Annotated in this window: 23 protein-coding genes and 4 pseudogenes; 9 read left to right on the top strand and 18 right to left on the bottom strand. The window is 57.8% G+C overall.

The window, feature by feature from the left end; all coding sequences use genetic code 11:
* Positions 1-339: 339 nt before the first annotated feature.
* Positions 340-681, top strand: a pseudogene (locus tag GNZ12_RS44710) (fatty acid desaturase); the annotation flags it as partial.
* Positions 682-871: 190 nt separating this feature from the next.
* Here the strand turns inward: GNZ12_RS44710 and doeB are convergent.
* The 4 genes and pseudogenes from doeB to GNZ12_RS35060 all read right to left on the bottom strand — a co-directional run bounded on the left by doeB (position 872) and on the right by GNZ12_RS35060 (position 5336).
* Positions 872-1897, bottom strand: a pseudogene (gene doeB, locus GNZ12_RS35075) (N(2)-acetyl-L-2,4-diaminobutanoate deacetylase DoeB).
* A 182-nt stretch (positions 1898-2079) separates the two neighbouring features.
* Positions 2080-3288 carry an ectoine hydrolase DoeA gene (gene doeA, locus GNZ12_RS35070; RefSeq protein ID WP_172316546.1) on the bottom strand — a complete coding sequence of 403 codons (1209 nt, stop codon included), beginning with the start codon at positions 3286-3288 and terminating at the stop codon, positions 2080-2082.
* Positions 3289-3440: 152 nt separating this feature from the next.
* Entirely contained in the window at positions 3441-4595 is a 1155-nt protein-coding gene (locus GNZ12_RS35065; RefSeq protein ID WP_216673471.1) for a branched-chain amino acid ABC transporter substrate-binding protein, read from the bottom strand.
* 171 nt (positions 4596-4766) lie between these two features.
* Positions 4767-5336 carry an ureidoglycolate lyase gene (locus GNZ12_RS35060; protein ID WP_172316545.1) on the bottom strand — a complete coding sequence of 190 codons (570 nt, stop codon included), beginning with the start codon at positions 5334-5336 and terminating at the stop codon, positions 4767-4769.
* A gap of 703 nt (positions 5337-6039) precedes the next feature.
* On the opposite strand from GNZ12_RS35060, the gene GNZ12_RS35055 reads away from it, so the two are divergent.
* Together GNZ12_RS35055 and GNZ12_RS35050 are read left to right on the top strand one after the other, a co-directional pair.
* Positions 6040-7518 (top strand): NAD-dependent succinate-semialdehyde dehydrogenase, encoded by a 1479-nt coding sequence (locus GNZ12_RS35055; RefSeq protein WP_172316544.1) that lies wholly within the window; start codon positions 6040-6042, stop codon positions 7516-7518.
* Positions 7519-7528: 10 nt separating this feature from the next.
* Complete coding sequence (locus GNZ12_RS35050; protein ID WP_216673470.1) at positions 7529-8926, top strand: aspartate aminotransferase family protein; 1398 nt, start codon at positions 7529-7531, stop codon at positions 8924-8926.
* 278 nt (positions 8927-9204) lie between these two features.
* On the opposite strand, the gene GNZ12_RS35045 is transcribed toward GNZ12_RS35050, so the two are convergent.
* The 7 genes and pseudogenes from GNZ12_RS35045 to GNZ12_RS35015 form a co-directional block, all read right to left on the bottom strand.
* Positions 9205-9681, bottom strand: a complete 477-nt coding sequence (locus tag GNZ12_RS35045) for an Lrp/AsnC family transcriptional regulator (protein ID WP_172316543.1) — start codon at positions 9679-9681, stop codon at positions 9205-9207.
* An 813-nt stretch (positions 9682-10494) separates the two neighbouring features.
* Complete coding sequence (locus GNZ12_RS35040) at positions 10495-11352, bottom strand: SDR family NAD(P)-dependent oxidoreductase (protein WP_172316542.1); 858 nt, start codon at positions 11350-11352, stop codon at positions 10495-10497.
* Between the two features lie 216 nt (positions 11353-11568).
* Positions 11569-12414, bottom strand: a complete 846-nt coding sequence (locus GNZ12_RS35035) for an SDR family NAD(P)-dependent oxidoreductase (protein ID WP_172316541.1) — start codon at positions 12412-12414, stop codon at positions 11569-11571.
* 59 nt (positions 12415-12473) lie between these two features.
* Positions 12474-13043, bottom strand: coding sequence for a TetR/AcrR family transcriptional regulator (locus tag GNZ12_RS35030; protein ID WP_172316540.1), 570 nt, complete (start codon positions 13041-13043; stop codon positions 12474-12476).
* 241 nt (positions 13044-13284) lie between these two features.
* The gene (locus GNZ12_RS35025) at positions 13285-14034 is read right to left on the bottom strand and encodes a hypothetical protein (protein WP_172316539.1); all 750 of its coding nucleotides are present in this window, start codon (positions 14032-14034) and stop codon (positions 13285-13287) included.
* Between the two features lie 46 nt (positions 14035-14080).
* The gene (locus GNZ12_RS35020; protein WP_172316429.1) at positions 14081-14371 is read right to left on the bottom strand and encodes a hypothetical protein; all 291 of its coding nucleotides are present in this window, start codon (positions 14369-14371) and stop codon (positions 14081-14083) included.
* Positions 14372-14478: 107 nt separating this feature from the next.
* Positions 14479-14732, bottom strand: a pseudogene (locus GNZ12_RS35015) (DDE-type integrase/transposase/recombinase); the annotation flags it as partial.
* An 86-nt stretch (positions 14733-14818) separates the two neighbouring features.
* On the opposite strand from GNZ12_RS35015, the gene GNZ12_RS35010 reads away from it, so the two are divergent.
* Positions 14819-15160 carry an adenylate/guanylate cyclase domain-containing protein gene (locus tag GNZ12_RS35010; protein WP_328806108.1) on the top strand — a complete coding sequence of 114 codons (342 nt, stop codon included), beginning with the start codon at positions 14819-14821 and terminating at the stop codon, positions 15158-15160.
* A gap of 6 nt (positions 15161-15166) precedes the next feature.
* Here GNZ12_RS35010 and GNZ12_RS35005 read toward each other — a convergent pair whose 3' ends face one another.
* Together GNZ12_RS35005 and GNZ12_RS35000 are read right to left on the bottom strand one after the other, a co-directional pair.
* Positions 15167-15952 (bottom strand): anti-sigma factor family protein, encoded by a 786-nt coding sequence (locus tag GNZ12_RS35005; RefSeq protein WP_172316538.1) that lies wholly within the window; start codon positions 15950-15952, stop codon positions 15167-15169.
* Complete coding sequence (locus tag GNZ12_RS35000) at positions 15952-16491, bottom strand: sigma-70 family RNA polymerase sigma factor (RefSeq protein ID WP_172316537.1); 540 nt, start codon at positions 16489-16491, stop codon at positions 15952-15954. Before GNZ12_RS35000 ends, GNZ12_RS35005 begins: the two co-directional genes overlap by 1 nt.
* Positions 16492-17086: 595 nt before the next feature.
* On the opposite strand from GNZ12_RS35000, the gene GNZ12_RS34995 reads away from it, so the two are divergent.
* Both GNZ12_RS34995 and GNZ12_RS34990 read left to right on the top strand, forming a co-directional pair.
* Positions 17087-17332, top strand: a complete 246-nt coding sequence (locus GNZ12_RS34995) for a DUF4148 domain-containing protein (protein WP_172316536.1) — start codon at positions 17087-17089, stop codon at positions 17330-17332.
* A 139-nt stretch (positions 17333-17471) separates the two neighbouring features.
* Positions 17472-17792: a DUF4148 domain-containing protein gene (locus GNZ12_RS34990; RefSeq protein WP_172316535.1), complete on the top strand. Its 321-nt coding sequence runs from the start codon at positions 17472-17474 to the stop codon at positions 17790-17792.
* A 142-nt stretch (positions 17793-17934) separates the two neighbouring features.
* On the opposite strand, the gene GNZ12_RS34985 is transcribed toward GNZ12_RS34990, so the two are convergent.
* From GNZ12_RS34985 to GNZ12_RS34970, 4 genes are all read right to left on the bottom strand, one after another.
* Entirely contained in the window at positions 17935-18279 is a 345-nt protein-coding gene (locus tag GNZ12_RS34985; protein ID WP_172316534.1) for a cupredoxin domain-containing protein, read from the bottom strand.
* A gap of 35 nt (positions 18280-18314) precedes the next feature.
* On the bottom strand, positions 18315-19259 hold the full coding sequence (locus GNZ12_RS34980) for a metallophosphoesterase family protein (RefSeq protein WP_172316533.1): 945 nt from the start codon (positions 19257-19259) through the stop codon (positions 18315-18317).
* A gap of 368 nt (positions 19260-19627) precedes the next feature.
* A complete protein-coding gene (locus GNZ12_RS34975) occupies positions 19628-20092 on the bottom strand; it encodes a hypothetical protein (RefSeq protein WP_172316532.1) in 465 nt (154 codons plus the stop codon).
* Positions 20093-20467: 375 nt separating this feature from the next.
* Entirely contained in the window at positions 20468-20785 is a 318-nt protein-coding gene (locus GNZ12_RS34970) for a DUF4148 domain-containing protein (protein ID WP_172316531.1), read from the bottom strand.
* Between the two features lie 731 nt (positions 20786-21516).
* On the opposite strand from GNZ12_RS34970, the gene GNZ12_RS34965 reads away from it, so the two are divergent.
* The 3 genes and pseudogenes from GNZ12_RS34965 to GNZ12_RS34955 form a co-directional block, all read left to right on the top strand.
* Positions 21517-21819: a hypothetical protein gene (locus GNZ12_RS34965; protein ID WP_235993980.1), complete on the top strand. Its 303-nt coding sequence runs from the start codon at positions 21517-21519 to the stop codon at positions 21817-21819.
* 206 nt (positions 21820-22025) lie between these two features.
* Positions 22026-22757, top strand: a complete 732-nt coding sequence (locus GNZ12_RS34960) for a YceI family protein (RefSeq protein ID WP_172316529.1) — start codon at positions 22026-22028, stop codon at positions 22755-22757.
* A gap of 316 nt (positions 22758-23073) precedes the next feature.
* Positions 23074-23424, top strand: a pseudogene (locus tag GNZ12_RS34955) (patatin-like phospholipase family protein); the annotation flags it as partial.
* A 319-nt stretch (positions 23425-23743) separates the two neighbouring features.
* On the opposite strand, the gene GNZ12_RS34950 reads toward GNZ12_RS34955, so the two are convergent.
* Entirely contained in the window at positions 23744-24121 is a 378-nt protein-coding gene (locus tag GNZ12_RS34950) for a copper resistance CopC family protein (RefSeq protein WP_172316528.1), read from the bottom strand.
* Positions 24122-24455 lie beyond the last annotated feature (334 nt).

Raw genomic sequence — 24455 nt, 5'->3', positions numbered from 1 at the left:
TTCGAGTCCTCTCCTGACCCCGCGAGTCTAACGGGCGCCCATTACCGTGCAGCCGGGCTAGCCCGTAGGACTTGGTGCGATACCGAGTTGCTCCTCGAAGATCCTCTTCGAACCTGGCTAACGGAGCCTGGTGAGTCCCCGGTCAGACAATCCACTGCCCCAGCCGCCCCACAACTGACTCGCAACGATCGAAAATTCTTGATCCCAGCGGACCGGACCTTCAAAGCGTCCCGACAGGCATCGGTAGCGACCTGCGGGTAAATTGCGGGTAAAAATGAATATTTTCACTTACCAATGAGCCATCAAGTTCCAATCAGTAAGGCTCTGCGCGATCCTAAGTTGGTCCTGAACAACAACTACCATCTAGTCCACCATGACTTGCCTCATGTCCCGTGGTTTGCGCTCCGGGATGTCTATGAAACGTCCCGCCGGCAATATATAGCACGCTCAGGAGGGTTTCTGGTAAAGGGCTACAGCGAATGGTTGAGGCTTTATGCGTTCGCTTTGGTTGCGCCTCCGGTTTATGGGGATCGATCCGGTTTGATCCAGAGTAATCCGCAAGCTTCCGACAGTTTTGCGGGTAAATTGCGGGTGAAATTCATGGTAGTTGTCCGTCGAGGAGAACTCCATGAAGCTCACCTATCCGCTACTCCTGAACGCCAAACCGCAAGACAAACGTGACCGTCCGACCCTGACCGTATAGACGCCTGATGAAGGCGAAGCCATGCTTTCCCGGGGCACAAATGTGACTGTGTCCACAAAGGGTGCAAGTTGAGACATCGAGATTGTTTTACAGAAGAGGTTACAGGTTGAACGGGCCCACGCGAGCCCATAGCCGGGATAGCAGCAATCGCGAGTCTCCGAGCACAACTCAGCCGGCCACTACCACATCACGCTCGACGACTATTGCAACAACCGCGATCGTGTCGCCAACTTTCACCAACCCAGGAAAGTGTCGGGCAACGACAATCCCGTCTCGCCGTGCTCTGTATTCGACCGCCGGCACGCCGGTGCGACTCGTGTCGTAGATGCGTGCCAGGACATCGCCGCACGTAACCGTTTCGCCCAGGTCGCGGCACATTTCCAGCAATCCGCCGTGTTCGCTGGCGGTGTAGCAGGATCCGTCCGGCATATCGAGGAGTGTCGTCGTGCGCCGCTCCGTACCCGGTTGCCCATCACCCTCCAGGATGCCGGCGTACCGCAAGAAGCCACGCACGCCCCGGTCAGCAATAGCGACACTTTTCGCCGTTGACGCACCGCCGCCGCCGAGTTCCGTCGATACGAACACCTTGCCAGCCTCCTCGACTGCCGTGTCAAACATCCCGACGCTGTCGAGTTCGAGAAGCCGCAACGATTACGGGGCGCAGAATGCTCGCATCGCGGCCTCGCAGCGTGCCTGCTGAGCCTTGTCGTCGAGCACGTGGATCGCGGCAAATGGCACGAAATCGAGCGTGCGACCGCCAGCGTGAATGTCGAGCACGTAATCCGCAAGCGGGAGCAGGTACCGCTGGAAGTAGTCAGCGATTTTCTCCGTCACGGTGCCGTCGGGCCTGCCAGGGAAGCTGCGGTTCAGGTTGCCCGCGTCAATCGGCGAAGTGCGTGTACCGGTCTGGAACGCCGGATAGTTCATGAACGGAATGATAATGACCCGTCCACGCACGTCATGTGCGCGAAGCTCGCCTGCAAGCTTCGACAACGCAACGGGGCCTTCGTATTCGTCCCCGTGGTTGCCGCCCGTAAGCAAGACGGTTGGCCCCTCACCACGTTTCACGACCGCAACCGGAATCATGACCGCGCCCCACGCAGAATCGTCCCGTGAGTACGGCAGTTTCAAGAACCCATGTTGCTCGCCATCGGCATCGAAATCGACAGTGGGGGTTATTGGTGAAGCCCGCATCGGGTCACTCCATGATAAAAGTTCGTGTGGCGCCTCGCGGCAGATCAGGACACCTTAATTTGACATCACCGGTGCCCCGGTCGTCACCGTTTCGCACAACAATCAACTCACAGCGCTCCGGAGAAGTTGACTAGCAATGCCCTCATCCACTCCTCCCGAAACACGCGTCAACTTAGAACAAATCAGTTTTTGACAAAGAGTTTCCGCGGAACATCGCACAGACATGATGAACCTGTCGGTGTAATAACGATGCTCTCGGTAATCTCCAGTCCCCAATCCTCGAACCACAGGCCAGGCATGAAGTGGAAAGTCATGCCCGGTTCCAGCACTGTCTTATCCCCGACGCGCAGGCTCGTAGTACGCTCGCCCCAATCTGGGGGATAGCTCATTCCGATCGGATATCCCACGCGACCACCTTTCTGAATACCGTGCCGATTCATGACAGAAAAGAAGGCCGTTGCAATATCCTCGCACGTGTTTCCCGGCTTGGCAGCTTCAAGCCCAGCCTCAATTCCTTCAATAACCGCTTTTTCGGCGTCCAGGAATTTCTGCGGAGGCTGACCGATATATACCGTTCTCGACAACGGGCAGTGGTATCTTCTATAAACCCCTGCAATTTCGAAGAAGGTCCCCGCACCGCGCTGGAACTTCGAATCGTCCCACGTCAAATGAGGAGTAGCAGCCTCAATTCCGGTCGGAACCAGAGGCACAATCGACGGATAATCCCCACCGAAATCATCCACACCCCGAATCGCAGTTGCGAAAATTTCAGCAACCAGATCGTTCTTCCGCATACCCGGCTCGATCAAATCGAGGATTCGAGCGTACATCTTCTCCAGGATGCGCCCCCCGATCCGCATATAGCGCAGTTCGGTCTCCGACTTCACGGCGCGTTGACGGTTAACGAGCCCTGTCGCATCCACCCATGAGTTCTTCGGCAAATGCTTCTGCAGTGTCGTAAGCGACGCCGCAGAAAAGTAGAAGCTGTCCATTTCCACCCCGACAGCCAAACCTTCCCAGTGACGACCCGCAATCACTTCGCGAGCAAGGTACTCCATCGGATGCAAGTCACGCTGGACGTACTCCTCCGGGTACGCGAACAATGCGGAATCGGTCATGTAAGTGGTCGCTTTGGCACCGTTGAGATCGATGCCGCGTCCGAACCAGACGGGTTCGTTATCCATCGAAACAACCACACATTGATGGTTGTAAAACGAATATCCATCGTACCCCGACATCCAACCGATATTGGCGGGGTCCGACACGATCAGCAAATCCATGCCTCTCGCGACCATCTCGGTACGCACTTTTTCTAAGCGAACCAAATATTCCGCGCGATCGAAAAACTTTCGAAGCTTTGGAAATCCGGCGTCACTTGATATTTCGCTCATTGCCAATACCTCATAAAATTAATTTTCGCTCCTTCAATAATCCAGTTTTGAAAAATAGAATGTACGAAAGTCCTCTCTTTACTTTACGTCTCAAACTTGAGAGACAAACATCCGGGAGCTCGACTCGACCAATTGCTCCCGGACGGAACCGCTTACATCGTCACTTGGTCGACGAACGTCTTCTTTCCGTTTTGATAGTCAAAGATCGAGATCACACCGTTCCGAAGATCCCCTTTCTCATCAAATTTGGTTTCACCAGTAACACCGCGATAGTCGGTGGCCGGCGTCGCAGCCAGAATCTTTGCTGGATCTGTCGAATTCACACGACGCATCGCATCTACCACGATATACACAGCGTCGTAAGTGAACGGTGCATAGATTTCCATCGCATGCCCAAAACGCTTTTGATATTTGGCCTTGAACGCGGCGCCTCCCGGCATCTTCTCCGGGGACGCTCCGGGCTGAGAGCACACTACGCGATCAACCGCGCTTCCCGCCAGCGCCTCCAATCTGTCAGAGCATACGCCATCACCAGAAAGAATCTTCGCCTGCAAGCCGAGTTGTGCGGACTGTTTGGCGAAAGGCCCCCCGGTTGCATCCAGACCGCCATACATGATTGCGTCAGGTCTTTCACTCTTGATTTTCGTCAAAATGGCGTGAAAATCGACAGCTTTATCATTCGTGGTGTCTCGAGACAGGACTTGGATACCTAGGTTTTTTGCCGCCTTTTCGAACTCATCCGCCAAGCCTTGGCCGTATGCCGTAGCATCGTCAACGATCGCAACGGTTTTGATCTTCAGTTTCTCGCTTGCATAGTTTGCCAGCGCAGGACCTTGTTGCGCGTCAGTGGCAACCAGGCGGAAGACGTTTTTGAAACCCTGTCGCGTGAGCGTCGGGTTGGTCGCCGATGGTGTGATCATCGTAATTCCCGCGTCGCTATAAATTTTTGACGCCGGTATCGAAGTGCCCGACTCCATGTGACCAACGACCGCCACCACTTTCTCGTCAACGAGCTTCTGTGCCACCTGGGTAGCCGTCCTCGGGTCTGCGCCGTCGTCTTCACCGTCCAATTGCAGGACGACCTTCTGACCACCAATCACGAGGCCTTTTGCGTTGATCTCCTCGACCGCGAGCCTTGCACCATTCTCGTTGTCTTTACCCAACTGTGCGACAGGGCCAGTGAGCGGAGCAACATGGCCGATCACCACTGTCTCATCTGCGACCGCCGGTGCCGGGTAGACGGCCGCGAAAGCACATGAAAGCGACGAGAGCGCCGCAATATACGAAAGGGATTCAATTTTGCGCATGATCACCACCTGTTATTGAACGTGAGATAACTCAAAATGTAGCGTTATAAGCGTATGTAAAGCAAAAGGCACAACCACGCCGTTCGAATTGAATGCCTTCAATCCGCACGCAACCACAATCGAAATAGAGATTCAGAAAATCACTGCGCTTTTTGGTATTAACGAAAAGATTTATGCGACATCGACAATTTCGTTTGACTCGACCTCCCTCAAGACTACCCGACGCGGCACAATTGAATTCCTTGAACTCTCTGCTGTTGGACATCCCGTGTGCAGGTGGACAATCAAATCGTAAGTTGTCGATTGCCGAGATAGCAGAAGAGCCATAACCTCGCCTTTCGACACACGGATTGCGTGCCAACATCCCGGGCGCACGAATGTCCCCATGCCTATTGGAATTTCAAAGGCTCTGATTGAGTCAATGTCAGGGCCACCAGATTCATTGCTGGCAGCAACAATTTGGATCAACGGCCCGGTCAGTGGCACAACCGCTTGCTGAGTCAACAAGCGTGTCTCGAGGGTGCGCACAATCGGGTCGTCATCGCTGAAGCTGCCCCACACTATTTCGGTCTCGTTCGGAGCCCCCGTATCGAACAGGTGCTCCCGCCACATCGACAGCGTGGCGCCTTTGAAGAACGGCTTGTCGCCGGCAGTCGCCATTGCTTTACCCAACACCCAGCCAAACGGAGAAAAAGACGCGGGTGTCAGTTGCTTGACAGTGAGTAAAGGTGCTGTGCTCATTCGTGCTCGCTGAATTTCCAGGATGCATCTTGCCGGTCTGCCAGGTTCCAAAAAAAAGCGCCGTCGTGAATCTTTCGAGATTATGGGTAACTCAAGGAACCATCCGTCACACGCTCTTCACCATAGAAGGCCGTATGCACATCCAATTAAATGTGCCTCTGCTGAAGCGCCAAATAGCTGTTTCCCTTCCGTTCGAGCGTACGCGAGGCCACTGAAATCGGAATGGTGGCCAGTGGACTCCGTCGTCACGTTGCGTTGCGAAGCACTGTCGGCAGCGGGATGTCCAATCTGGACGACTTCGCAACGTGAGCCAGGTTTCATGCCGCCTCTCCTCGAGTTCATCTGGAATGGAGAGAGTTTCCGCCGGCAATAAAAGCGCAATACGGCGTTTGATCGCTACATCACGCAGATAATCTGCAATTTTGTCTTCGTCGCGCACAATTTGTGCGGACCGTCAACTGGCAGGGAATCGTTGGGCGTTTGACTACCCGGAGGTGTTGTGCGCCGGGCCAGGAGCCGTAGGTCGTGCGGTCGCCAGTCGCCTCGACGGGAATACATCCTCAATGCCACGCGGCGTTGAAAAGCTGCGTAGCGAGAGGAACATCGCCGGAATTCGACGTCACAGTCAATTCAAGAGCGCTTTTTCAGCGAGGCACCGACGCTACCATGTATACGTCGTTTGACGAGCTTATAAGGACACGTCGTGAAAGAGTTAGCAAGAAATGCACTGGCTTCGCTGAGCCGCGCGGACCTGTTGGAACACCGGTCCTACGTGAACGGTTCGTGGAAAGCCGGCCAGGAGAAGATAAGTGTCATCGATCCCGCAACCAGCGAGGTGATTGCCCAAGTGGACATGCTTTCCGCGCACGCCATTGATGCCGCGGTCGATGCTGCGCGAGCTGCGTTTGAAGGCTGGCGCGAACTTGTTCCGACCGCGCGTGGCGCGATTCTTCGAAGGTGGGCTGCATTGCTGCGGAGCAACTCCGAAGACCTCGCCGTAATCATGACGTCGGAGCAAGGCAAGCCTATCAAGGAATCGCGCGGGGAGATCGAGTACGCCGCGAATTTTCTCGACTGGTTTGCAGCCGAAGGTGAACGTGCCTATGGGGAGACTATTCCGAGCCACCTGGCGGGTAGCCGGCTGACAGTCACCTGGCACCCAATCGGAGTGACGGCGGCGGTTACACCCTGGAATTTTCCGATCGCGATGATTACGCGCAAGGCCGGCGCTGCGCTCGCAGCGGGTTGCCCGATGATCATCAAGCCCGCGCCGGAAACGCCGCTATGCGCGCTGGCCATCGCAAAACTGGCTGAAGAAGCAGGTATGCCGGCGGGTGTGTTTCAGGTCATCAACGGCGACGCGGCCGAGATGTCCAAACGTCTTCTTGAAGCTACGGAGGTCCGTTCCTTCAGCTTCACCGGTTCGACCACGGTGGGCCGAATCCTGCTGCGCCAGTCGGCAGAGACGGTCAAGAAGGTCTCGATGGAACTGGGCGGTCACGCACCTTTCATCGTATTTGATGACGCGTCTCTCGAGGTCGCGGTCGAGGGCTGTATTGATGCGAAGTTTGCGACGTCTGGCCAGGATTGTCTTGCTGCAAACAGAATCTACGTCCAGCGATCCATCTACGAGCAGTTTGTGGAGAAGTTTTCGACCGCTGTCAAAGAGCTGAAGGTGGGACATGGTCTGGATCCCAGCTCCGACATCGGCCCAATGACTCGTCCGTCTGTGTCTGCGAAATGTCGCGATCAGATTGGGCAGGCAGTAAGCGCGGGAGCCCGCGTCGTTGCAGGTGGAGGCATCTCTCCGCTGGGGCACCAGTTCGTTCCTCCGACAGTTCTGGCTGACGTTGCAGATGACATGGATATTGCGAAGGAGGAGACGTTCGGTCCGGTCGCCGCAATCCTGCCGTTTGATACCGAAGCTGAAGTACTGCAACGCGCAAACAATTCCGAATACGGTCTCGCTGCGTATGTATACACGAGCAACCTGAATCGTGCGATGCGTATGTCCGATCGACTGGAGTACGGGATGGTGGCCGTCAATACGCCAAAGTTCACGGGTGCATCGATTCCGTTCGGGGGACGGAAGCAGTCGGGCCTTGGGCGGGAAGGATCGCGCTACGGCATGGGTGATTACATGGAGCAGAAGTACACCTGCTTCGGCAATTTGAAGGATTAAGGAGATAGACATGGATATCAAGAAGATTTCGGAAATGGATCGCAATTCGGTCCTCCATCCGTTCACGCAGCTTCACGATTTTGCTGCCGGGAAGGCCGGAGATCCCACGATCGTTGAAGGTGGCAAGGGCATTCGCATTCGCGACGCCGAAGGCCGCGAGTACATTGACGGGTTCGCCGGCCTCTACTGCGTCAACGTTGGTTACGGCCGCGACGAAGTCGCCGAGGCGATTGCGCGGCAAGCCTACAAGCTCGCCTATTACCACACGTACGCCGCACACACGACGGAGGAGCTTGCCAAACTGTCTGACCGCCTCGTCAAGATGGCGCCGGGCAAGATGAGCAAGGTGTTCTACGGCCTTTCCGGCTCCGACGCCAACGAAACGCAGGCGAAGCTGGTCTGGTACTACAACAATCTTCGCGGGCTGCCGAAGAAAAAGAAGATCATCGCGCGTGAACGCGGATACCACGGGTGCTCAGTTGTGTCCGGCTCGATGACGGGTATGAGCTTCTATCACGACCACATGGACCTGCCGGTCTCAGGCATTTTGCATACGGGCGTACCCCATTATTATTGGGGTGCAAATCCGGGTGAGACGGAGCTGGAGTTCTCGGCACGTCGTGCTCGCGAGCTGGAGGAACTCATTCTTCGTGAGGGCCCGGAAACGGTCGGTGCATTCATCGCTGAACCTGTGCTCGGCACGGGCGGCATCACGCCCCCACCGGAAGGCTACTGGGCAGCGATCCAACCGGTTCTGGCGAAATATGATGTCCTGCTGATTGCAGACGAAGTGATCACAGGCTTCGGTCGTACCGGCGCGATGTTTGGATCGCAAAAGTACGGGATAGAGCCGGACCTCATCACCGTCGCGAAGGGGCTCACGTCGGCGTACGCGCCACTGTCGGCATGTATCGTGGGCGAAAAGGTCTATGAGGTGCTCGACGCAGGTGCACAGAAGGTCGGTGCCTTCTCGCATGGCTACACGTACTCTGGCCATCCGATTGGCGTCGCAGCTGCAAATGCAGTCCTCGACATCGTCGAGCGTGAGGACCTCCCCGGAAATGCCGCAAACGTCGGCGAATATTTCCAGACGGCACTAGAGGATGCGTTCAGCGATTCGCCGATCGTTGGTGAGGTTCGTGGTGTTGGCCTCATGGCAGCGGTTGAATTCGTTGCTGAGCCGGCGACCAAGCAACGCTTTGACGCGCAACTGAAGGTCGGGGCACGAGTGTCGAAAGCAGCTCGAGACCGCGGGTTGATCGCTCGCGCGATGCCGCACGGTGACATTCTGGGTTTCGCTCCTCCGCTCACGATTACCAGGGCGGAGATCGACGACATCGTTGGCATTGCTCGTCAGGCGCTCTCACAGGTTGAGAACGAACTGGCCAAAGATCCGACGCATTCCTAAGCTTCTATGACCGTTCTTAGGTCCGGGAGTTAGCTCCTTTACGTCGCGCGATGTTTAGGAGCTCTTTTTACTCCGTGAGACGTCCGTATCCGCTCGCACGCCATGTCACCCTCTCGATCGATTGGACAAGAAACCGAAATCGGGAGCACACGAAGCTATCAATATTTCCCAATCATCGAGAGAATATTTGTAGACCGTCGATGCCAGTTCACAACACCATCCCAGCGGTCAAGGAAAAATAGACATGACTTTGCCGGTGCCTTCCTTTCCGAACCAATCTAAATTGACGCACCTAAAGGCATCGGCAGAGTAAAGCCAGCTTTAACGCGATCCATAACAACCATCGTTTTGAAAGACTTAATATCCGTATTCTCGTAGAAGAAACGCCTGGTAAATTGCTCGTAGTCTTCCATATTGTTTGCAGTAACCAGTAGAACAAAGTCTGCATCACCAGTGACGTAGAAGCCGCTCATTACCTCGGTAGTATTGCAGATCGCCTGTTTGAACCGGTCAACGATGTCCGCCCGCTCCCGCTCCAAGGTGACCAGGACCAACATCGTCACGTTCCGGCCAATCGCCTTGGGTGAAACGATTGAAATGTCTGCTTCAATCACGCCCTCTGATCGCAACCGCTTCAGTCGACGCTGGACCCCAGTTGCGGACAATCCGACCTTGTCTCCAAGCTCGTCGCTGGTCAGGCGATTGTTACGTTGCACAAGGTCAAGAATGCGAGCGTCGATTTTGTCGAGATCCATGGTCATTATGGTACGGCTATTAAACAACTGACAGAATAGCGGAAGTCCTCTCGAGCATCTAGCACGCGACACGGCGTGGTCAATCTCGACGTTGCGCGACAGAGATCGTGATAGGCGCAACCGTCTGTTGACTAGATAACCAACTCCTGGCCCCTAGGGTCGGGACTCGTCGAACGCAACTGCGACATGCTCCCGTTTCCTGCTGCCACTCGCCTCGTTCATGTTGAGACGTGGGTGGCCGTCCGACCAAGCCCCGATTCACAGCTCTGCAAGTTTCCAGAAATCAACAAGAACAAAATCCCCAATGGCAACCAATCGCCACCAAACGTCTTCGCCAACGAAACCCCAATCAACGGCGTCGTACCACCGAAAATTGCGCCACACAGCTGGAAACTCAGAGAGATGCCCGTATAACGCATCTCCACCGGGAACGCTCGCAGCAGGAAAGATGGCAAGACAGAGTAGTAGCCACAAATGAGAGCGATGGCTACCAGGATGGTCGACGCGCATCACCCCACCGTCGTGGAATTCGAACCGCCAGATGGTCCAACCTCGAGACTGTGCCTGCCAGTGCGACTTCAAGACTCGGTGGTCGGGTTCATTTGGCTGGATCTCATCGCAGGCAGCAGCCACGAGCTAGACTCGCGCGCGATCGAACATGCGAGCGTTGTCGCCGTGCTCCATTTGATGCATCAGCGACAACTTGTCCAGCGGGAAGAGAGACTGGGTAATGCACTCGTAGCGGGTCTGCTGGACGTTGAGTTCAATCCAACAACCATGCCGGTCGCGCCGATCAGGACAACGCGCATGGTGTCACTCCGACGGCCACTCGGGCGATACGGCTCCAAAATCGGCAGCGAGGGTGACGGGCTTCCAGCGCTGCATCGTCTCGCGGCGTGCCTGTTCCTCGGTTTCCACGACCTGCCAGGCGTCTGAGCCCAGCACAAGGCGCGCTGGAACCATTGCACGCGATGCTAGCGCCACGATCAGCTTCGCGATGCGCTCAGGATCCCCCACTTCATGGCCGACGTAGGCATCAATGAGCGCCTTGAAGTCTCCCAGCGATGCCTGGTAGTCCTGCGGCAAATTCTGCAGCGTCGCGCGAGCCTCATGACCCCATTCGGTGCGCATGCCGCCGGGCTCCAGCGTGCAGATGTGGATCCCGAAGGGCGCGACTTCCTTGCCGACTACGTCGCTGAATCCGCCCACCGCCCATTTGGCCGCCTGATAAGCCGACAGTCCCGGAGTGCTGATGCGGCCGCCTGCCGACGAAACCTGAAAAATGTGGCCGCCGCCCTGTGCTCGCATGACCGGAATGGCCGCACGCGTGAGATTCACCACCCCAAAGAGATTGGTCTCAATCTGCGCGCGGAAATCCTCAGCGAACGTGTACTCAAACGGCTCAATATGGCCATAGCCGGCATTGTTGACCAGCACGTCCAGCCGTCCGAAGAGGCGCACCGCTTCGGACACGGCCTCCTTCGCCTGCTGTTCATTCGTGACGTCCAGTTCAAACGTTGCCAGGAGATCGCCGTACCGCGCCTGCAAATCGGTGAATCGCGACGTGTCGCGCGCGCTCGCCAGTACCTTGCCGCCATCCTGCAACGCGGCTTCGAGAATGGAGCGGCCCAAACCTCGGGACGCACCTGTAATCAACCAGACTTTGGACATGATCGTTCGACCTTTGAGATGCACCGATCCCGGTGCGTTTTTGACAGAGCCGCGGGCGATCCCAAAACTAATCGGCTTCACCCGCAGACACAGGCCGCTGCAAACCCGACGCGCTTTTCGTCTCTGCCATGCGGCAGTCTTCGAGCACGCTCCTGGCTACCGCCGTCGGCAAAACGCATTGCTTCACGGCGGCTTGCGATGCAGCGGTCACCATGCTTACTGCGGATTGAATCCAGCCTTACCTTCGAACATCACGGATTCGGCAAGCTCCTTTTGCGCCTGCAACGCCGTGAGGCTTCGCGAGTAACCAGCGTCCAGCACCGCATAGGCATCCCCGCCAAGGACAGCACGCAGCGGCGGCTCCTGCATCTGGCTGACCGTATAGATGGCGTCGGCCATTTTCACGGGGTCACCCGAAGCCTGTTCCTCACCAACCGCCACAATCTGGCGGCGAAGCTGTCCAACTATGCCGTCCTTGTAGGCGTCGAGTTCCTGGGTCCAGCGGATATTGGCCACAAAACCCGTCTTGATCGAGCCCGGCTCGATGATGATCGTCTTGATGCCAAACTCGGCGACTTCCTGGCTCACCGATTCAGCAAAGCCTTCCAGACCGAACTTCGCGGCGTGATACATGGAACCGCTCGGGAAGGCTGCACGCCCACCGACGCTACTGACATAGAGGAGCGTGCCGCTGTTCTTCGCACGCATCGCTGGGAGGAACGCACGCGTAACATGAATGGGTGCGAGCAGGTTCAGAGCGAGCTGCTGCTGGATATCGGCTTCAGTCATTTCCTCCATTGCGCCGATAACTGCGCCACCGGCATTGTTGGCGACGACGTCGACATCTGCGTGGCGCTCAACGACAGCCTGCACCTGCTCGCGATTGGTCAAATCGAGCGACCCCACCTCGAGCAGCACCGGGTATTTCTGTTTCAACTCCTGCATCGCGTCGACACGGCGCACCGCTGCAACCACACGGTGCCCCTCTGCGAGCACCTTTTCAGTGAGGGCAAGCCCCAGACCACTGGACGCGCCGGTTATGAACCACTTCTGACTGGACATGATTCTGTTCTCCTTGCAAATAAATGAGCGACTACGCGCTCAATTAAAGTCGAAAATTTTTACTCCGTGATCGCCCGCCATAGGACCCGAAATCCCAGCGCGCGGTGACGTTCAGCATCCTCTGGATACTTGTTCACGTACTCAATTGTGGTATCGGCAATGTGCTCGATCACCGATGAAAGAAAGGTGATTGGCGCATCCACCAACACACCGTCACGCACTCCGGCCTCCATCATCCGGGACACCGCCAGAAACGCCTCCATACCCCGCGCCCTCGTCTCGTCCAGTATATGCCCCGAAGCCGAGAGCCGCGCGACGGCAAACCGCCCGGCGGCATTGGAGAGCCCCCAACTCACATAGCGCTGGAAAACGTGCTCCATGCGTTGCCGGTAGTCCGCCTCATCAGGATAGTCCGGCATCACGGTTTCCGCGAGGCTCCGCTTGAGGTGCAGATAGACCTCCTGAAACAGCACTTCCTTATTCTCGAAGTACGTGAACAAGGTACCCTCAGCCACGCTGGCGCCCCGGGCAATGCTCGCCGTGGTGGCCTGCACACCCTGCTCAGCAACGGCCTGCGTTGCCGACATTAACAGGGCGTTGTGTTTTTCCGGACTCAACGGGCGTGCCATGGACTTTCTGCATATATAGAGTGAGTAGTCACTCAATTATACGCGTTTTTTGACGTAAGGCAATCTTTCGGTTTGCCCAAAATCTACTGGGAAGATGCTGGGTACCCTTTCAGAGCACGCTTTACTTCCCGAAACATGAATCCGAACCTCTGAACGAAACCATCCGGTGCAGCCTTCGCCAGATGTGCCCGATCTTTGACGAATATGCGGGCGTGGGGATCTCGCGTGCAGTCCCAACCCGTCAGGAACTCAGTGAACTCTTTCGCAGCCTTCGACGTTCAAGGCCGTTGCGCCACTGGCCCAGGATCAACGCACTGGCAACCAGGGCGAGATACAGGGTGAGAAGATTGTGGCGCCAGGCACCGAGTGCTGCCTGATGGGCGACGAGCGTCGGATCGGCGTGCGGAAGTCCGAGGCGCTTCCCCTCGACGGCTCGCATCATCCGCACAAAGCCCGCTGCGGACAGCAGCGGCAACAGAACCATGAACGCCAGCAGCGCGGGCTTCACGCGGCGCGCCCACACATAGTGGCGCAGGCGGAACCACAGTCCGAGGCATCCGTGTATCCAGCCCGGTGCAAGCAGCGCAAGCTGCAGACCCTGTGTGCCGCTCGTGAGCAGCACGGCGATGACGCGCTCATAGTCGGGCTCGAAGCCATAGAGCGTAGACGCAAGCCGGGTCGTCACCGCATGGCGGATCAGCAGCATCGGCAGGCTGAGCCCGGCCCAGAGGCGGATCCATTCGGCGGGCGGCAGCGCCCAGTGACGCCGCCCGTATAGCGTGTGCAACGCCAGCGCAAAATGCAGGGACGCGGCACCGTACAGCGCGATCGTTCCAGGCGTGCTGCGCCACAGCCGCAGCGCGAGTACGAGACCGCGTCCCGCAAGGTCGAGCGACCAGATCCCGAGCGCGTGATTGACCAGATGCAGAAAGAGATAGGTCAGCATCACGAGGCCCGAGGCGAGTTGAAGACGGCGCAGAACGGCTTGCATCCTGATCCTCACCTCGCCGGTGGGGTGGGCGTCCCGCCGAAGCCTCTCACTTCTGTCTCCGATGAACGAGGCGCGACATGCGTCGGGAGGGCGTCGCCATGGCGCCCGCTATTCTCGCAAGTCTGCTGATGCGCCGGCGTAACCGGCCAAACACGCTGGCCGCCGATGACCGATGCGGGGCGCTGGCATGCTGATGCGCCGCGCATAGCCGTAGCGACGCGGCGAATCGCTGTAACGCTGATACCGAACCGCATACGCTCTGGTATTCCTCGCGGCCAATCCTGCCATCGAGGATAACGGTCAATCCCGACGCACGGGCCATGTCGATGATGTCCATTTTGATCTCCCATTTCGGATGCCATGCCTATAGTACCGTGAGCATGCGCCGGTTATTCCCTGACTCGGCGGGATGCGGGGTCGTGGTGCAAATTCGGCAGGCGGGCGAAAATCGATCGTTTTTCCCGCTCGGTCAACAGCGCGGTAAAGATAGGCCCATTTGCCACGAATCTTCACATAGGTCTCGTCGACTCGCCACGATCGACCGGCTGTCGTGGCCAGCTGATTCCAGCGTTTGACGAACTCTGGCGTGTAGCGCTTCACCCAACGCAGGACCGCAGTGTGGGCGAGGGACAAGCGCGTTCAGCCATCATCTCCACAAGATCGCGCAGACTGAGCTTGTAGCGCAGATACCAACGCAGTTCATGGGCGACGCTGTGCTCGCGATCTTGGCTTACGCGGCGAGCCGGCTATTGCGTGTCGCCAGGCGCTCTGCGCGGTGCCGTTGGTGGCAGCCAACATTGATCAACTCAACGCTGCGCTCGGACAGCAGCTGCAAACGCCCATCCGGTTTGGCATTGGATTGCATTGCGGCCGGGCTGTAATGGGTGAGATTGACTTTCGCGAGCATGTGACATTCACGGCAATTGGCGACCCACTGAACGTGGCCTCAAGACTTGAGGAACTGACAAAAGAAGTCGCTTGCGACGCTATCGTGTCCGAACAGGTGTTCCAGCATGCCGGCGTTTCAGCGGCAGACCTGCCGCAGCTTGATGCACACCTGAAGGGCCGCCATGACCCGGTTCCCGTCCGCGTGCTGTCCAAGGCGTCCCAGATGCCTCAGGCCTGACGCCAGCTAGGTAGCGGGATGCGCTCGCAGGTCCGTGATGAAGCCGTTCAGTTCCATGTCGCCCGCATCGGTAATCGCCCAGTAATTCATTCCTACAGCACTCCAGTGCGCCAGATGATAGCCCTGCCGCTGGTAGATATGAGGCGTGGTACCCGCGTCGTCCCCCGGCCATACATAAAGATTGATCGGGTGCAACTTGTAGCGATAGACCATCACGGCCACCGGCCGCCCGTCCAGGTAATCCAGCCGCCCACCAACCAGGGGATATCCCTGCTGCGCCAGATCGACCACCGGCGGCGCAAAGTCCAGCTTGCCGTCAAACCACGGTTTCACCGTGTGCCGGTCGGTTGAAATCACATCCGAGAGGTGGTTGAACTGCAGCGAGCGGATATGGTTGTCCACGAGTTCCTGGCTCAGGCGTGTCTCGCTCGACGGCACCGAGAGGTACAACCCCGCGCTCCACGTCAGCGCGACCACACTCATCACCATCGCGCCAACCGGTGCCCAGCCCAATGACCCACCGCCGCTGCGCGAACCGGACAGCTCAACCAGCCGTTGCCAGAGCGATGGCCGCCCCGGCAACGCCGCCTTGATGCGTTTCACCAGTTCAGCGGGCGCCTCGACGCGCAAATCCGCCTGCCTGAGCTGCGCACTCACCTGGCGGTGCTGCGCGTAGACCTGCTGACACTGCTCGCAGCCTGCCATATGGTGCTCGAATTCGAGCGCCTCGGACAGGCTCAATTCCTGGTCGAGATAGCCTGGCAGTAGTTCGAAGGCCTGTTCGTGATCCATCATGCCTCCTGATCCGTCGGGGCGAGCAGCGCCGCAAGTTGCTGGCGGCCGCGTCCGAGGCGCGACATCACCGTCCCCATCGGGATGCCCACAATGGTGGCGATTTCCTTGTACGACAACTCTTCCAGCTCCCGCAGCACGATCACCTCCCGGTATTCCAGACGCAGACTCTGCAACGCCTTGTGCACCCGCTTCTGGCTCTGGCTGCGTATGAGCATCGCTTCAGGACTGTCGTCGTGATCAGCGGTACTTGTCTCGAGGCTATGCATGTCTTCCTCAAACTCCAACGTATCCGGTGCGTGGCCCCGGTTCTGCTGATACCAGGTGTAGAAGGTGTTGCGCACGATGCTTAGCAACCAGGCGCGGGCATCGTCGCCGCGGAATCCGCCAAAAAACCGGAACGCGCGCAGATACGCCTCCTGCACCACGTCCTGGGCATCCTGGTCGTTATGCGTCAGCCATCGCGCAACATTGAAGGCCGAATTCATATGAGGTAACACGAGCTTCTCAAAGCGCTGCGCGCTGACTGGATCGGTCATTGTGAAATTCCTGCAGTAACCGCAATCCGTGACCGACAGTTATAAGACCGTCAGCACGTCGTTTTTATTCCGCGCCGGTCAAAATCGCTCCGTATTACTCTGGCGTAGCTCGTGGAGGTCATGTGATCAATACGCGCGTGCGGAGTAATCCTGGGGAAAAGCCTCGGCTGACGCAGATTCATCAAGCTAACCAAGCCTGTCGCTGTGGATTATCTCCGGCTTGAGCCGCCAGTCAAGTCCTCCCCTTACCCGGTCCGGTGCACGATCCGACGCCCCTCCTCTAATTCTCCCCATACCGGCTGGCGACGCCCTCGAGCGCGGGCAGACGGATGAGTGATTTCAGAGTCATTGTATTCGCGCTGAAGGTCACAACGGCGCACTCTCTCTCCCGCGAACGTAACCATGCCCGTGGACCGGCGCCCCCTCCCCCCCCCGCGGACGGCCGACATCACCGCGACCAGCCATCCGATATATGTCGCCCATCGCAAGCTGACGCGAACAGTCAGGCCAATGCTTTTATCGAAGATTCGGGAATATCTGATGACGAAGCAGCGTCTACTCATTGCATACCGCACACTATTATCAGGAGTCTGAAATGAAGAAGATCGCCATTGCCGCCATTTCTCTGGTCGCTCTCATGTCATCGGGCGCATTTGCTCAGAGCAAGACACGCGCGGAGGTCTATCAGGAACTGATCGAAGCGCAGCAGAATGGCCTGAACTATGTCACCGATACCTCGTACCCGGATGTCAATCCGATCTTCGCGGCGCAGGTCGCTCGCATGAAGCAGGAGCGTCTTGCGAAACAGCGCGCAACCATGACGGACAGCACTACCAATTGAACCCGCGTTTCGTCCCGGCTGAACTTCCCTGGTGGATGACGGCACGCATGCGTCCCGTCCTCTCACCACCGCTCGCATCATGTTCAGCCCAGGCCGATCCTCGCGCGACGCAGCACCCCAGGAAGCAAGGAGCGCTATTATGAAATCGGATTCGATGAATCAGTTTGTTGACCAGCCACTACGCGCGCTGGTTGTCGTGGGCGCGGTGCTGATGGCAACTTCGGCCAGCGTGTATGCGCAAACTTCGTCTGCCCCTGCCGCACATCAGCTCACTCGCGCGGAAGTGCGACATGAACTCGAAGAGCTGGAGGCGGCCGGGTATAACCCGGCCCAGGGCGACGATGAGGACTACCCCGCCGACATTCAGGCCGCAGAAGCAAAGGTTGCCGCCAAACATCAAGCGGAAAGAAGTGCAGTGATGGGCCTGGGGCAGACCGGGCAGACGAAGCCGACACCTTGAGTCGGCGCAGCGTCACAGTTCGGAATGTGATAATCCGTTCTGCGCACCAGCATTGATAGTGTGCAGCACGGAGCTCCCCCTCGCGCCTCCTTCCGGACGGTTACTCAACCTCTGGCGGCATGAACTCAGGGAGAGAGTGCACCTACTGGACGGTAATCGTCTCTTTCATGTACGGGTGAATGCCGCAGAATACCTTGTAGACACCGGGTTTATCGAACTTGAACTGAAAGGTGTCGTTCTGATCGAGCGCGCCGGAGTGGAACAGGCCGGTATCATTGACGACCGCATGCGGTTCGCCATCGAGATTTTTCCAGGTCACGGTCGAGCCGGCTTTGACCGTGAGCGACATCGGCGAGAACATAAAATTCTTTATAACGACGACATTAGACTCCTGCGCTTGCACGGCGGAGAAATCAGCCGATGCAGCCATGAAAATCGCGACTCCGGCGGAGACCGCCATGGCGCGGCGAAGGGTAGTGATTGGCATGATAGGGTTCCTGGTTAATAGCACGGTGTGGCAATTCAGGCGAGTGTCGTGTCGGTAAGTGTCGCCTTCAGCGGGTGACGCGCGATCTTGATGCTGGTCACGCCAAGCATCCTCGGAAGCTGATCGCTCGCCACCGTCAGCGGCATGGGGCCGGGGCCATTGCCGGCCGTCGGTTGGGGATACGCCGTCGAGCGCGCGGTATGGAAGGTGATATTGCCCTCCACCTTCGACACGATCTGATGGATATGCCCGTTCAGGACGGTGACCGAACCAAAACGCTTCAGATAGCTCATCGCCTGGCCAGAATCGCCGGTGCCCCACCCCCACGGTTCGTAAATCGTCCACATCGGCATGTGCGCAAAGACGACGATCGGCGTGCTGGACGAGCGCCCCTTCAGATCATTTTCCAGCCAGGCGAGCTGGTCGTCGCCCAGGCCTCCCAACCCGTTCGGCTTGAAATGCATGACGTTGACGAGCCCGATGAAGTGCACGCCGTTGTGGTCGAAGCTGTAATAGCCTTTGTTGTCCGAGGCTTGACCGAAACGGTTGAAGTATTCCGTCCCTGGCCCGTCTGTCACATCATGCTCGCCGGGAACGGTATGCAACTCGGTGATATTCAGGCCCGACAACAATTGGGCCGCGAGGTCGAACTCTGACGGTTTGGAAAGATGGGTAATGTCGCCTGTGTGAATCGTCAGCGCCGGTTTGATCGGCATGGCGTTGACAAAATCAATCGTCTGCTTGAGCGTACCGGCGACATCCGGATTGGCTTCCTTGTTGAAGCCTATATGAGAATCGCTGATCTGAAGGAACAGGGGAACACCCGAGGCAACTGACGAATCCTTCGCTGTGGCGGCGAGGGCCAGTTCCACCGGCGTGAGAATACCGCCGGCCAGGACAAACACGGTGCCTACGCCACCGAAGGCAAGACATTTCAACGCGCCGCGGCGCGACGGATCGGATGGAAGATCTGACGACATAGTGCCCTCTCGACTAAGGTTCAGGAGGTAGACCGCCAGATTATCCGACGGGCCTCCGGACTGGATTCAATGCATAGACTGCCGGGTCATCCGTTTTATTCCAGCCCGCTGCACATTTCGAATGTGGCCGTGGGATCGGCGCAACCGGTTCGCGCCCTGGTTGGCTGCGGTGCCCGCGCACCAGGATCGCATTACCACTCACGTAACCGCGACGTGATCAGAATCGGTGGCCAATACCGATCCGCCGCCTGATGCTGACGAGCCTACGACGAACTGATTTCGCTGCCGGCCAAATGTGTTTTATTGAAGGTGCGGGAATATCCAGCGACGAAACAGCGTCTACATAGCTAACCAATTGTGCACGTCGATTAGACATGCTCATGGCCATGCGAGGCCGCGCCTGAAAGTGCGAAGACCTGCAGGCCCGCCCCCCGCTCCAATTCAAGACAGGAGATGCGAAAATGAACCAGTTTGATCTTCGCGAAAGCCCGGTCCCCGGCGCGTACAGCGCTGGCGCAGCCCGCGACAACAAGGCGGCGAACGGCATTCCAGGTTTGCGCAGCCGGCCCGTAGACAGGAAGGTTTCGTCGCCCATCCGCCGCGCAGTCTGGCTCCCCGCCGCCTTCGCGGGACTGATGGCTGCGGGATGCACATCCCTGCCCCAGGCCGGCAGCAATGAATGCGTAGGTCCAGTCAGCTACTGCCAGCCGTTCTTCGGCTCCTGAATGGCAGTTCTCCTCATGTCTGGAATCACGGGCGACAAATGTGTATGGCAGATGGCTGGTGATCGCAGACAGGAGCGCATCGCAAAAACGGTGACGAAGTGCTTCCATTTTCGCCAGTTGCCCGGCGCGTGCGCACGCGTACCGAGCAAACTGGTCCTTAGCGGGCCGCGCAGTCCCCGCCAGCCAGAGCCGGGATTCACGAACGGGCCAATGTCAGACACGCTATAGTGAACGCCGGCTTTTGAGTCAGTAACGGGCCGAAACGCACCACCGGCCAACCCACGACCGGGAGGCGCCGATGAAGGGCTTCAGATCGCCCACCCTCACACACATGCATTCCTCTCGCGCTTCGGCATGAACCATCAGCACTTCACAATCAAACGGTGCGCCCCCGATACCGCTCACTATTGATGGGCGAACCTCAAACCGACCCTGCCCGGCCTCGAGAAACCGTGTGCGACCTGTACGCGCAATCCGTCGCATTCATGGCGTGTGCTTCGTCTGCGCCATCTGGTTTGCCCCCGTCAGCGCATTCTTTTCCGCTTGATGTTTGGCCTCCAACCTTTGTTCCGCCGCCTGAATGTCATCTGGGTAGTAGAGATCATTGGGAACAGGGCGATATCCGACCGCCGCCAACTCCTTGAGTTCTTGCCGCACTTCGGCACGGGTGACCTGATGCGTGCCGGGCTCCGCCGACGTTTGCGCGTACACACAGGCTGACGTTGCCATCAGCACCGCACTCACAATGAGCGAACCACGCGCGGATTGACCAACAAGCCGATTAAGCGAATTCAATTTCATGTTGCTACTCCTTGGTTTTCGAGCGCGTGATGGCCGCAATCCACTCGTCTCCAGCGCACGTCGCTCTGCATGGGTAAACCACTGAACCGTCATCCTTATTCCCTACTCTCTGGACCCGCCCCGCGGGTATCGCTCCATCCGGCCTGAAGATATGGCCGGATGATCCGTCAACGGAACCACGGCTCGGCTACTCACACCGCAATCGATTTTTTTTACGTGTTTCGGTCGTGGAAATTTCCATTTTTTCACAGGCTGCGGGAATATCCGGCGACGAAACGGAGTCTACTCATTGCATATCGAAAAACCGTCTGAGGTCTGCAATTAAGGAATTTGCAGTGGTCGTCCTTTCTCTGGCGGTTCTCGATTCGTCAGGTGCATTTGCGCAAGTCAAGACCCGCGTGGAGGTTTCCTGATGAACTGATCGAGGCACGGCCGAACGGCCCGAACAACGCCACCGAAATCTCCTGCCCAGACGTCAAACCGATCTTCACGGGGCAGGTTGCACGCATGAAACAGGCGCATCACCGCAACCGCTCAAGGGTACCGAATGTTGCGCGCATGAAGAAGCCGGCAGCGAACCGACGCTGGGAATGAGGAAGCAGGATCGGCCGCCTTGTTGTACAGCGCGTCTTTGTGAAGAACAAGGTCGATAGCAGGTCTCGTGCTTTCGCCACCTTAAGGAATTTGACATGAAAAACGTTTTCGAGAGAGTGAGCGTGTCGCGAGCACCGATGGCATTGAGAGGAATCCTGCTAGCGGTAGCGTGTATCGCCGCGGGCAGCGTCGCGGCGCAAGGTCTCAGCCCATATGACGATATCAACGCGCCTGAAAACAGCACCCGGTTGATGCCGCAGGCTGCACGCGGGAGCGAGTATCCCACCCACGGTGATCGGCAGGCGGGAGAGCTGAATCTGAATCCGACGGATCCGCGGGCACAACTCTCCAATGGTTTGCCGAACAATGCGCAGTCTGGTGGATACGGATCGCCACTAGCCGGCGTGAGGACCTATGTCGTGCCGCCGCCGAAGAATTGAGGGTCAAGACGAGCCGGGTTGGCGCATGAAGTACTGCAGATAGCTGGCTGCATTGAATCGGAAGTCTGATCGCCATCGAATCCAGGCATGTCACGTGGCTGATTCGAATGCGCGCTGGCGGGCCATCAACGGCACCCTGACTGGATCCAGTGTTGGTCGCGTCGCCTGTGCTCCTGTTACGCTGGTCAAGCCCTGGGATGAAAGCGATGAAGAAGCATTCCGTTCATGCGACTGTCGCGCGCGCGTTGTGGATTGCGGTGCTCGCGATAGTCGCTGCATGCACGCCACTCCAGGTGGTCACGCATACCGTCAGCCAGTCTGAAACGCGAGTGCCGCCAGGTCAGTACGAACTTGATCCGCACCACTGGAGCATTACGTTCGACGTCGATCACTTCAAGTATTCGCGCTTCACGATGCGCCTCGATCGCGCGACCGCAAAGCTCGACTGGAACGAAGGCGGGCTCGATAGAAGTTCAGTTGCGGCAACCATCGATGCCGCCAGCGTGGATACCAACGTGCCGCTCCTCGACAAGCTCGTCAAAGGGGCCGATATGTTCGACGTGGCGCGCTATCCGCAGATCCGGTTCGTCAGCACGCGTTTCGAACGTACAGGAGACGCCCGCGGCACGTTGACCGGCGATCTGACGATCCGCGGCACCACTCAACCGGTCACGCTTGACGTGACGTTCAACGGCTTCGCGCCCGATCCACTGACGAAACAGGACACGCTCGGCTTCTCGGCGGAAGGCCATTTCAGCCGCGCGAGGTTTGGACTATCGACGTGGTTCCCGGCCGTAGGCGACGACGTAAACGTGCGGATTCAGGCGGAGTTTGTCCGGCAATCCGCGGCGCCCGGGCGCGCTACGGGCGTGCCCGATGTGTCGTTCAGGAGAGGGATAGACGGCCCAGTCCGGGATCAGCTTGCCGCATTCGCCTAGGGGCACAACCGCGAACACGCACGGCCGTTCATCATCCACGGTCTCAAAGCCACCACTTTCGAGTTGGTCATCGATATGCTCCGCCTTAAAGACACGGGCAATAGAGACATGACATCGTGCGTCGCGGCGACGCAACGTAATATTTTTTTGGATTCCTTGGCTTCACCCGAATGTCTTCACAGGATGTGTGCATAGACGTGACAGGCCTTTATATTCAGAACCAGGCCAGGCTGGCATGGCGCCAACTGATCGTAGGCGTGCGAGAACGGCCGGGACAGGTAGGTAATCGGCGGCATTCATCGCACCTGCACTGGTGGCGATGAATGCCGCCGTCCTGGCCCACGGTCTACTAACGGGTGATTCCGAAGACGCGCGCGAGGCACTGCACGACTTCTGGCGCGCCGTTGCACAATCGGCGGAGAGCTACGATCCCTTCGGAAAAATACGAATCTTTTCGGGCCAGGAGCTGTGTACAGAGGCGGTGCTTGCTTCGGCCAGCCTCCCCACGCTGTCCCAGGCGGTAGAGATCAACAGCGAACATTACTGGGACGGAGGCCACGTCGGTAACCCGGTAATTTTCCCTCTGATCTATAACCGCGGAACACACGATGTCGTGATTGTCCACATCAATCCGATTGTGCGCACCGGTGTACCAACCACGCCAGCCAACGATCGAGCGTCGATATCAGCAGGGAATTCCTTTAAGGCTACGTTGAACAAGCCGCGCAATGTGAGCGCGTCCTCGGCATGCAGGAATTCATCGGACAGTCTTCGCCCCACCCTTCAGCCCCGATCTTTCGGGCATTACGGGTCGACTATTTGCCCGCTTCAGGCCTCTTATAGGTGCACCGATGTCATCACTCATCCGCATCCGCGACCGTCGGCGCTTCCATCGCGCGCCAATTGCGCAACGGACTTGAGCGCCGAAGATTGCAGAAAGAATCACTGAACTCCTAATGCAAACACAACGCCAGACAGGATCGCCGCTATTTGACCGTGAAGGTATATTCGGCTTCCGTACGATGCCCGTCGGCGGCGACCGCAACCCACGTGACCGTATACACACCGGGCGTTAGCGGGTTCAGAAGCACCGACATGTGCTTAGGGTTCGACGAATCGACCATCGACTTACCAAGCGTCACGGACCTCCGCTGCGCATCCGTCACCGTGATCGCGCTAAATGCCGCTTCGAGTCCGTCATCGAAATCGATCAACACCTCCCTGGGCGAAACAGACATGCTAGCCCCAGGGGGTGGCACCTGACGTTTTGGATAGGCATGGGCGTTCGCCAGTTGCGCGATCGCGAGACTCAACACGGCGACGACGCCGCGTGCAGTGGCGCCGTTCAGGAAGGAGTTTTTCATAGACGTATCGTCAATCTTGATCAAGGCATGGATCGGGTCTGCGCCGCGTCGTTACCGGCCATTAGCGCATTCTATTCCGCTTGAAGTTTGGCTTCGACCCGCTGCTGCCCGCCTGAATGTCGGGGGTAGTACGGATCGGCACCTGGAGAACGCGCTATATCCTGCTCACTTCGGCTTTTCGAACTCGTAAGTAACCTCTGAACGCGTTATGTGAAGTGTGCCGAATTCCAGCGACGTTTGCGCGTACACAGTTCGATGCTGCCAACAGCGCAGCGTTCACAATAAGCGGATCAGGTATGGATAGCACGACAAGTCGATTCGACGAATTCGATTT

Origin of the sequence: Paraburkholderia solitsugae, from assembly GCF_013177695.1 — a bacterium.
Lineage (GTDB): Bacteria > Pseudomonadota > Gammaproteobacteria > Burkholderiales > Burkholderiaceae > Paraburkholderia > Paraburkholderia solitsugae.
Note: the sequence above shows the minus strand (reverse complement) of the source record. Positions and strands in the feature narration are given on the sequence as shown.

Coding starts and splice junctions, on each gene's coding strand:
- GNZ12_RS34970 (WP_172316531.1), bottom strand. CDS start 20,785: ATGAAATTGAATTCGCTTAATCGGCTTGTTGGTCAATCCGCGCGTGGT.
- GNZ12_RS35035 (WP_172316541.1), bottom strand. CDS start 12,414: ATGTCCAGTCAGAAGTGGTTCATAACCGGCGCGTCCAGTGGTCTGGGG.
- GNZ12_RS35005 (WP_172316538.1), bottom strand. CDS start 15,952: ATGGATCACGAACAGGCCTTCGAACTACTGCCAGGCTATCTCGACCAG.
- GNZ12_RS35040 (WP_172316542.1), bottom strand. CDS start 11,352: ATGTCCAAAGTCTGGTTGATTACAGGTGCGTCCCGAGGTTTGGGCCGC.
- doeA (WP_172316546.1), bottom strand. CDS start 3,288: ATGAGCGAAATATCAAGTGACGCCGGATTTCCAAAGCTTCGAAAGTTT.
- GNZ12_RS34995 (WP_172316536.1), top strand. CDS start 17,087: ATGAAGAAGATCGCCATTGCCGCCATTTCTCTGGTCGCTCTCATGTCA.
- GNZ12_RS34985 (WP_172316534.1), bottom strand. CDS start 18,279: ATGCCAATCACTACCCTTCGCCGCGCCATGGCGGTCTCCGCCGGAGTC.
- GNZ12_RS35045 (WP_172316543.1), bottom strand. CDS start 9,681: ATGGATCTCGACAAAATCGACGCTCGCATTCTTGACCTTGTGCAACGT.
- GNZ12_RS35050 (WP_216673470.1), top strand. CDS start 7,529: ATGGATATCAAGAAGATTTCGGAAATGGATCGCAATTCGGTCCTCCAT.
- GNZ12_RS34950 (WP_172316528.1), bottom strand. CDS start 24,121: ATGAAAAACTCCTTCCTGAACGGCGCCACTGCACGCGGCGTCGTCGCC.
- GNZ12_RS35000 (WP_172316537.1), bottom strand. CDS start 16,491: ATGACCGATCCAGTCAGCGCGCAGCGCTTTGAGAAGCTCGTGTTACCT.
- GNZ12_RS35060 (WP_172316545.1), bottom strand. CDS start 5,336: ATGAGCACAGCACCTTTACTCACTGTCAAGCAACTGACACCCGCGTCT.
- GNZ12_RS35025 (WP_172316539.1), bottom strand. CDS start 14,034: ATGCAAGCCGTTCTGCGCCGTCTTCAACTCGCCTCGGGCCTCGTGATG.
- GNZ12_RS35030 (WP_172316540.1), bottom strand. CDS start 13,043: ATGGCACGCCCGTTGAGTCCGGAAAAACACAACGCCCTGTTAATGTCG.
- GNZ12_RS34965 (WP_235993980.1), top strand. CDS start 21,517: ATGGCATTGAGAGGAATCCTGCTAGCGGTAGCGTGTATCGCCGCGGGC.
- GNZ12_RS34990 (WP_172316535.1), top strand. CDS start 17,472: ATGAAATCGGATTCGATGAATCAGTTTGTTGACCAGCCACTACGCGCG.
- GNZ12_RS35065 (WP_216673471.1), bottom strand. CDS start 4,595: ATGCGCAAAATTGAATCCCTTTCGTATATTGCGGCGCTCTCGTCGCTT.
- GNZ12_RS34980 (WP_172316533.1), bottom strand. CDS start 19,259: ATGTCGTCAGATCTTCCATCCGATCCGTCGCGCCGCGGCGCGTTGAAA.
- GNZ12_RS34975 (WP_172316532.1), bottom strand. CDS start 20,092: ATGGAAGCACTTCGTCACCGTTTTTGCGATGCGCTCCTGTCTGCGATC.
- GNZ12_RS35020 (WP_172316429.1), bottom strand. CDS start 14,371: ATGGACATCATCGACATGGCCCGTGCGTCGGGATTGACCGTTATCCTC.
- GNZ12_RS34960 (WP_172316529.1), top strand. CDS start 22,026: ATGAAGAAGCATTCCGTTCATGCGACTGTCGCGCGCGCGTTGTGGATT.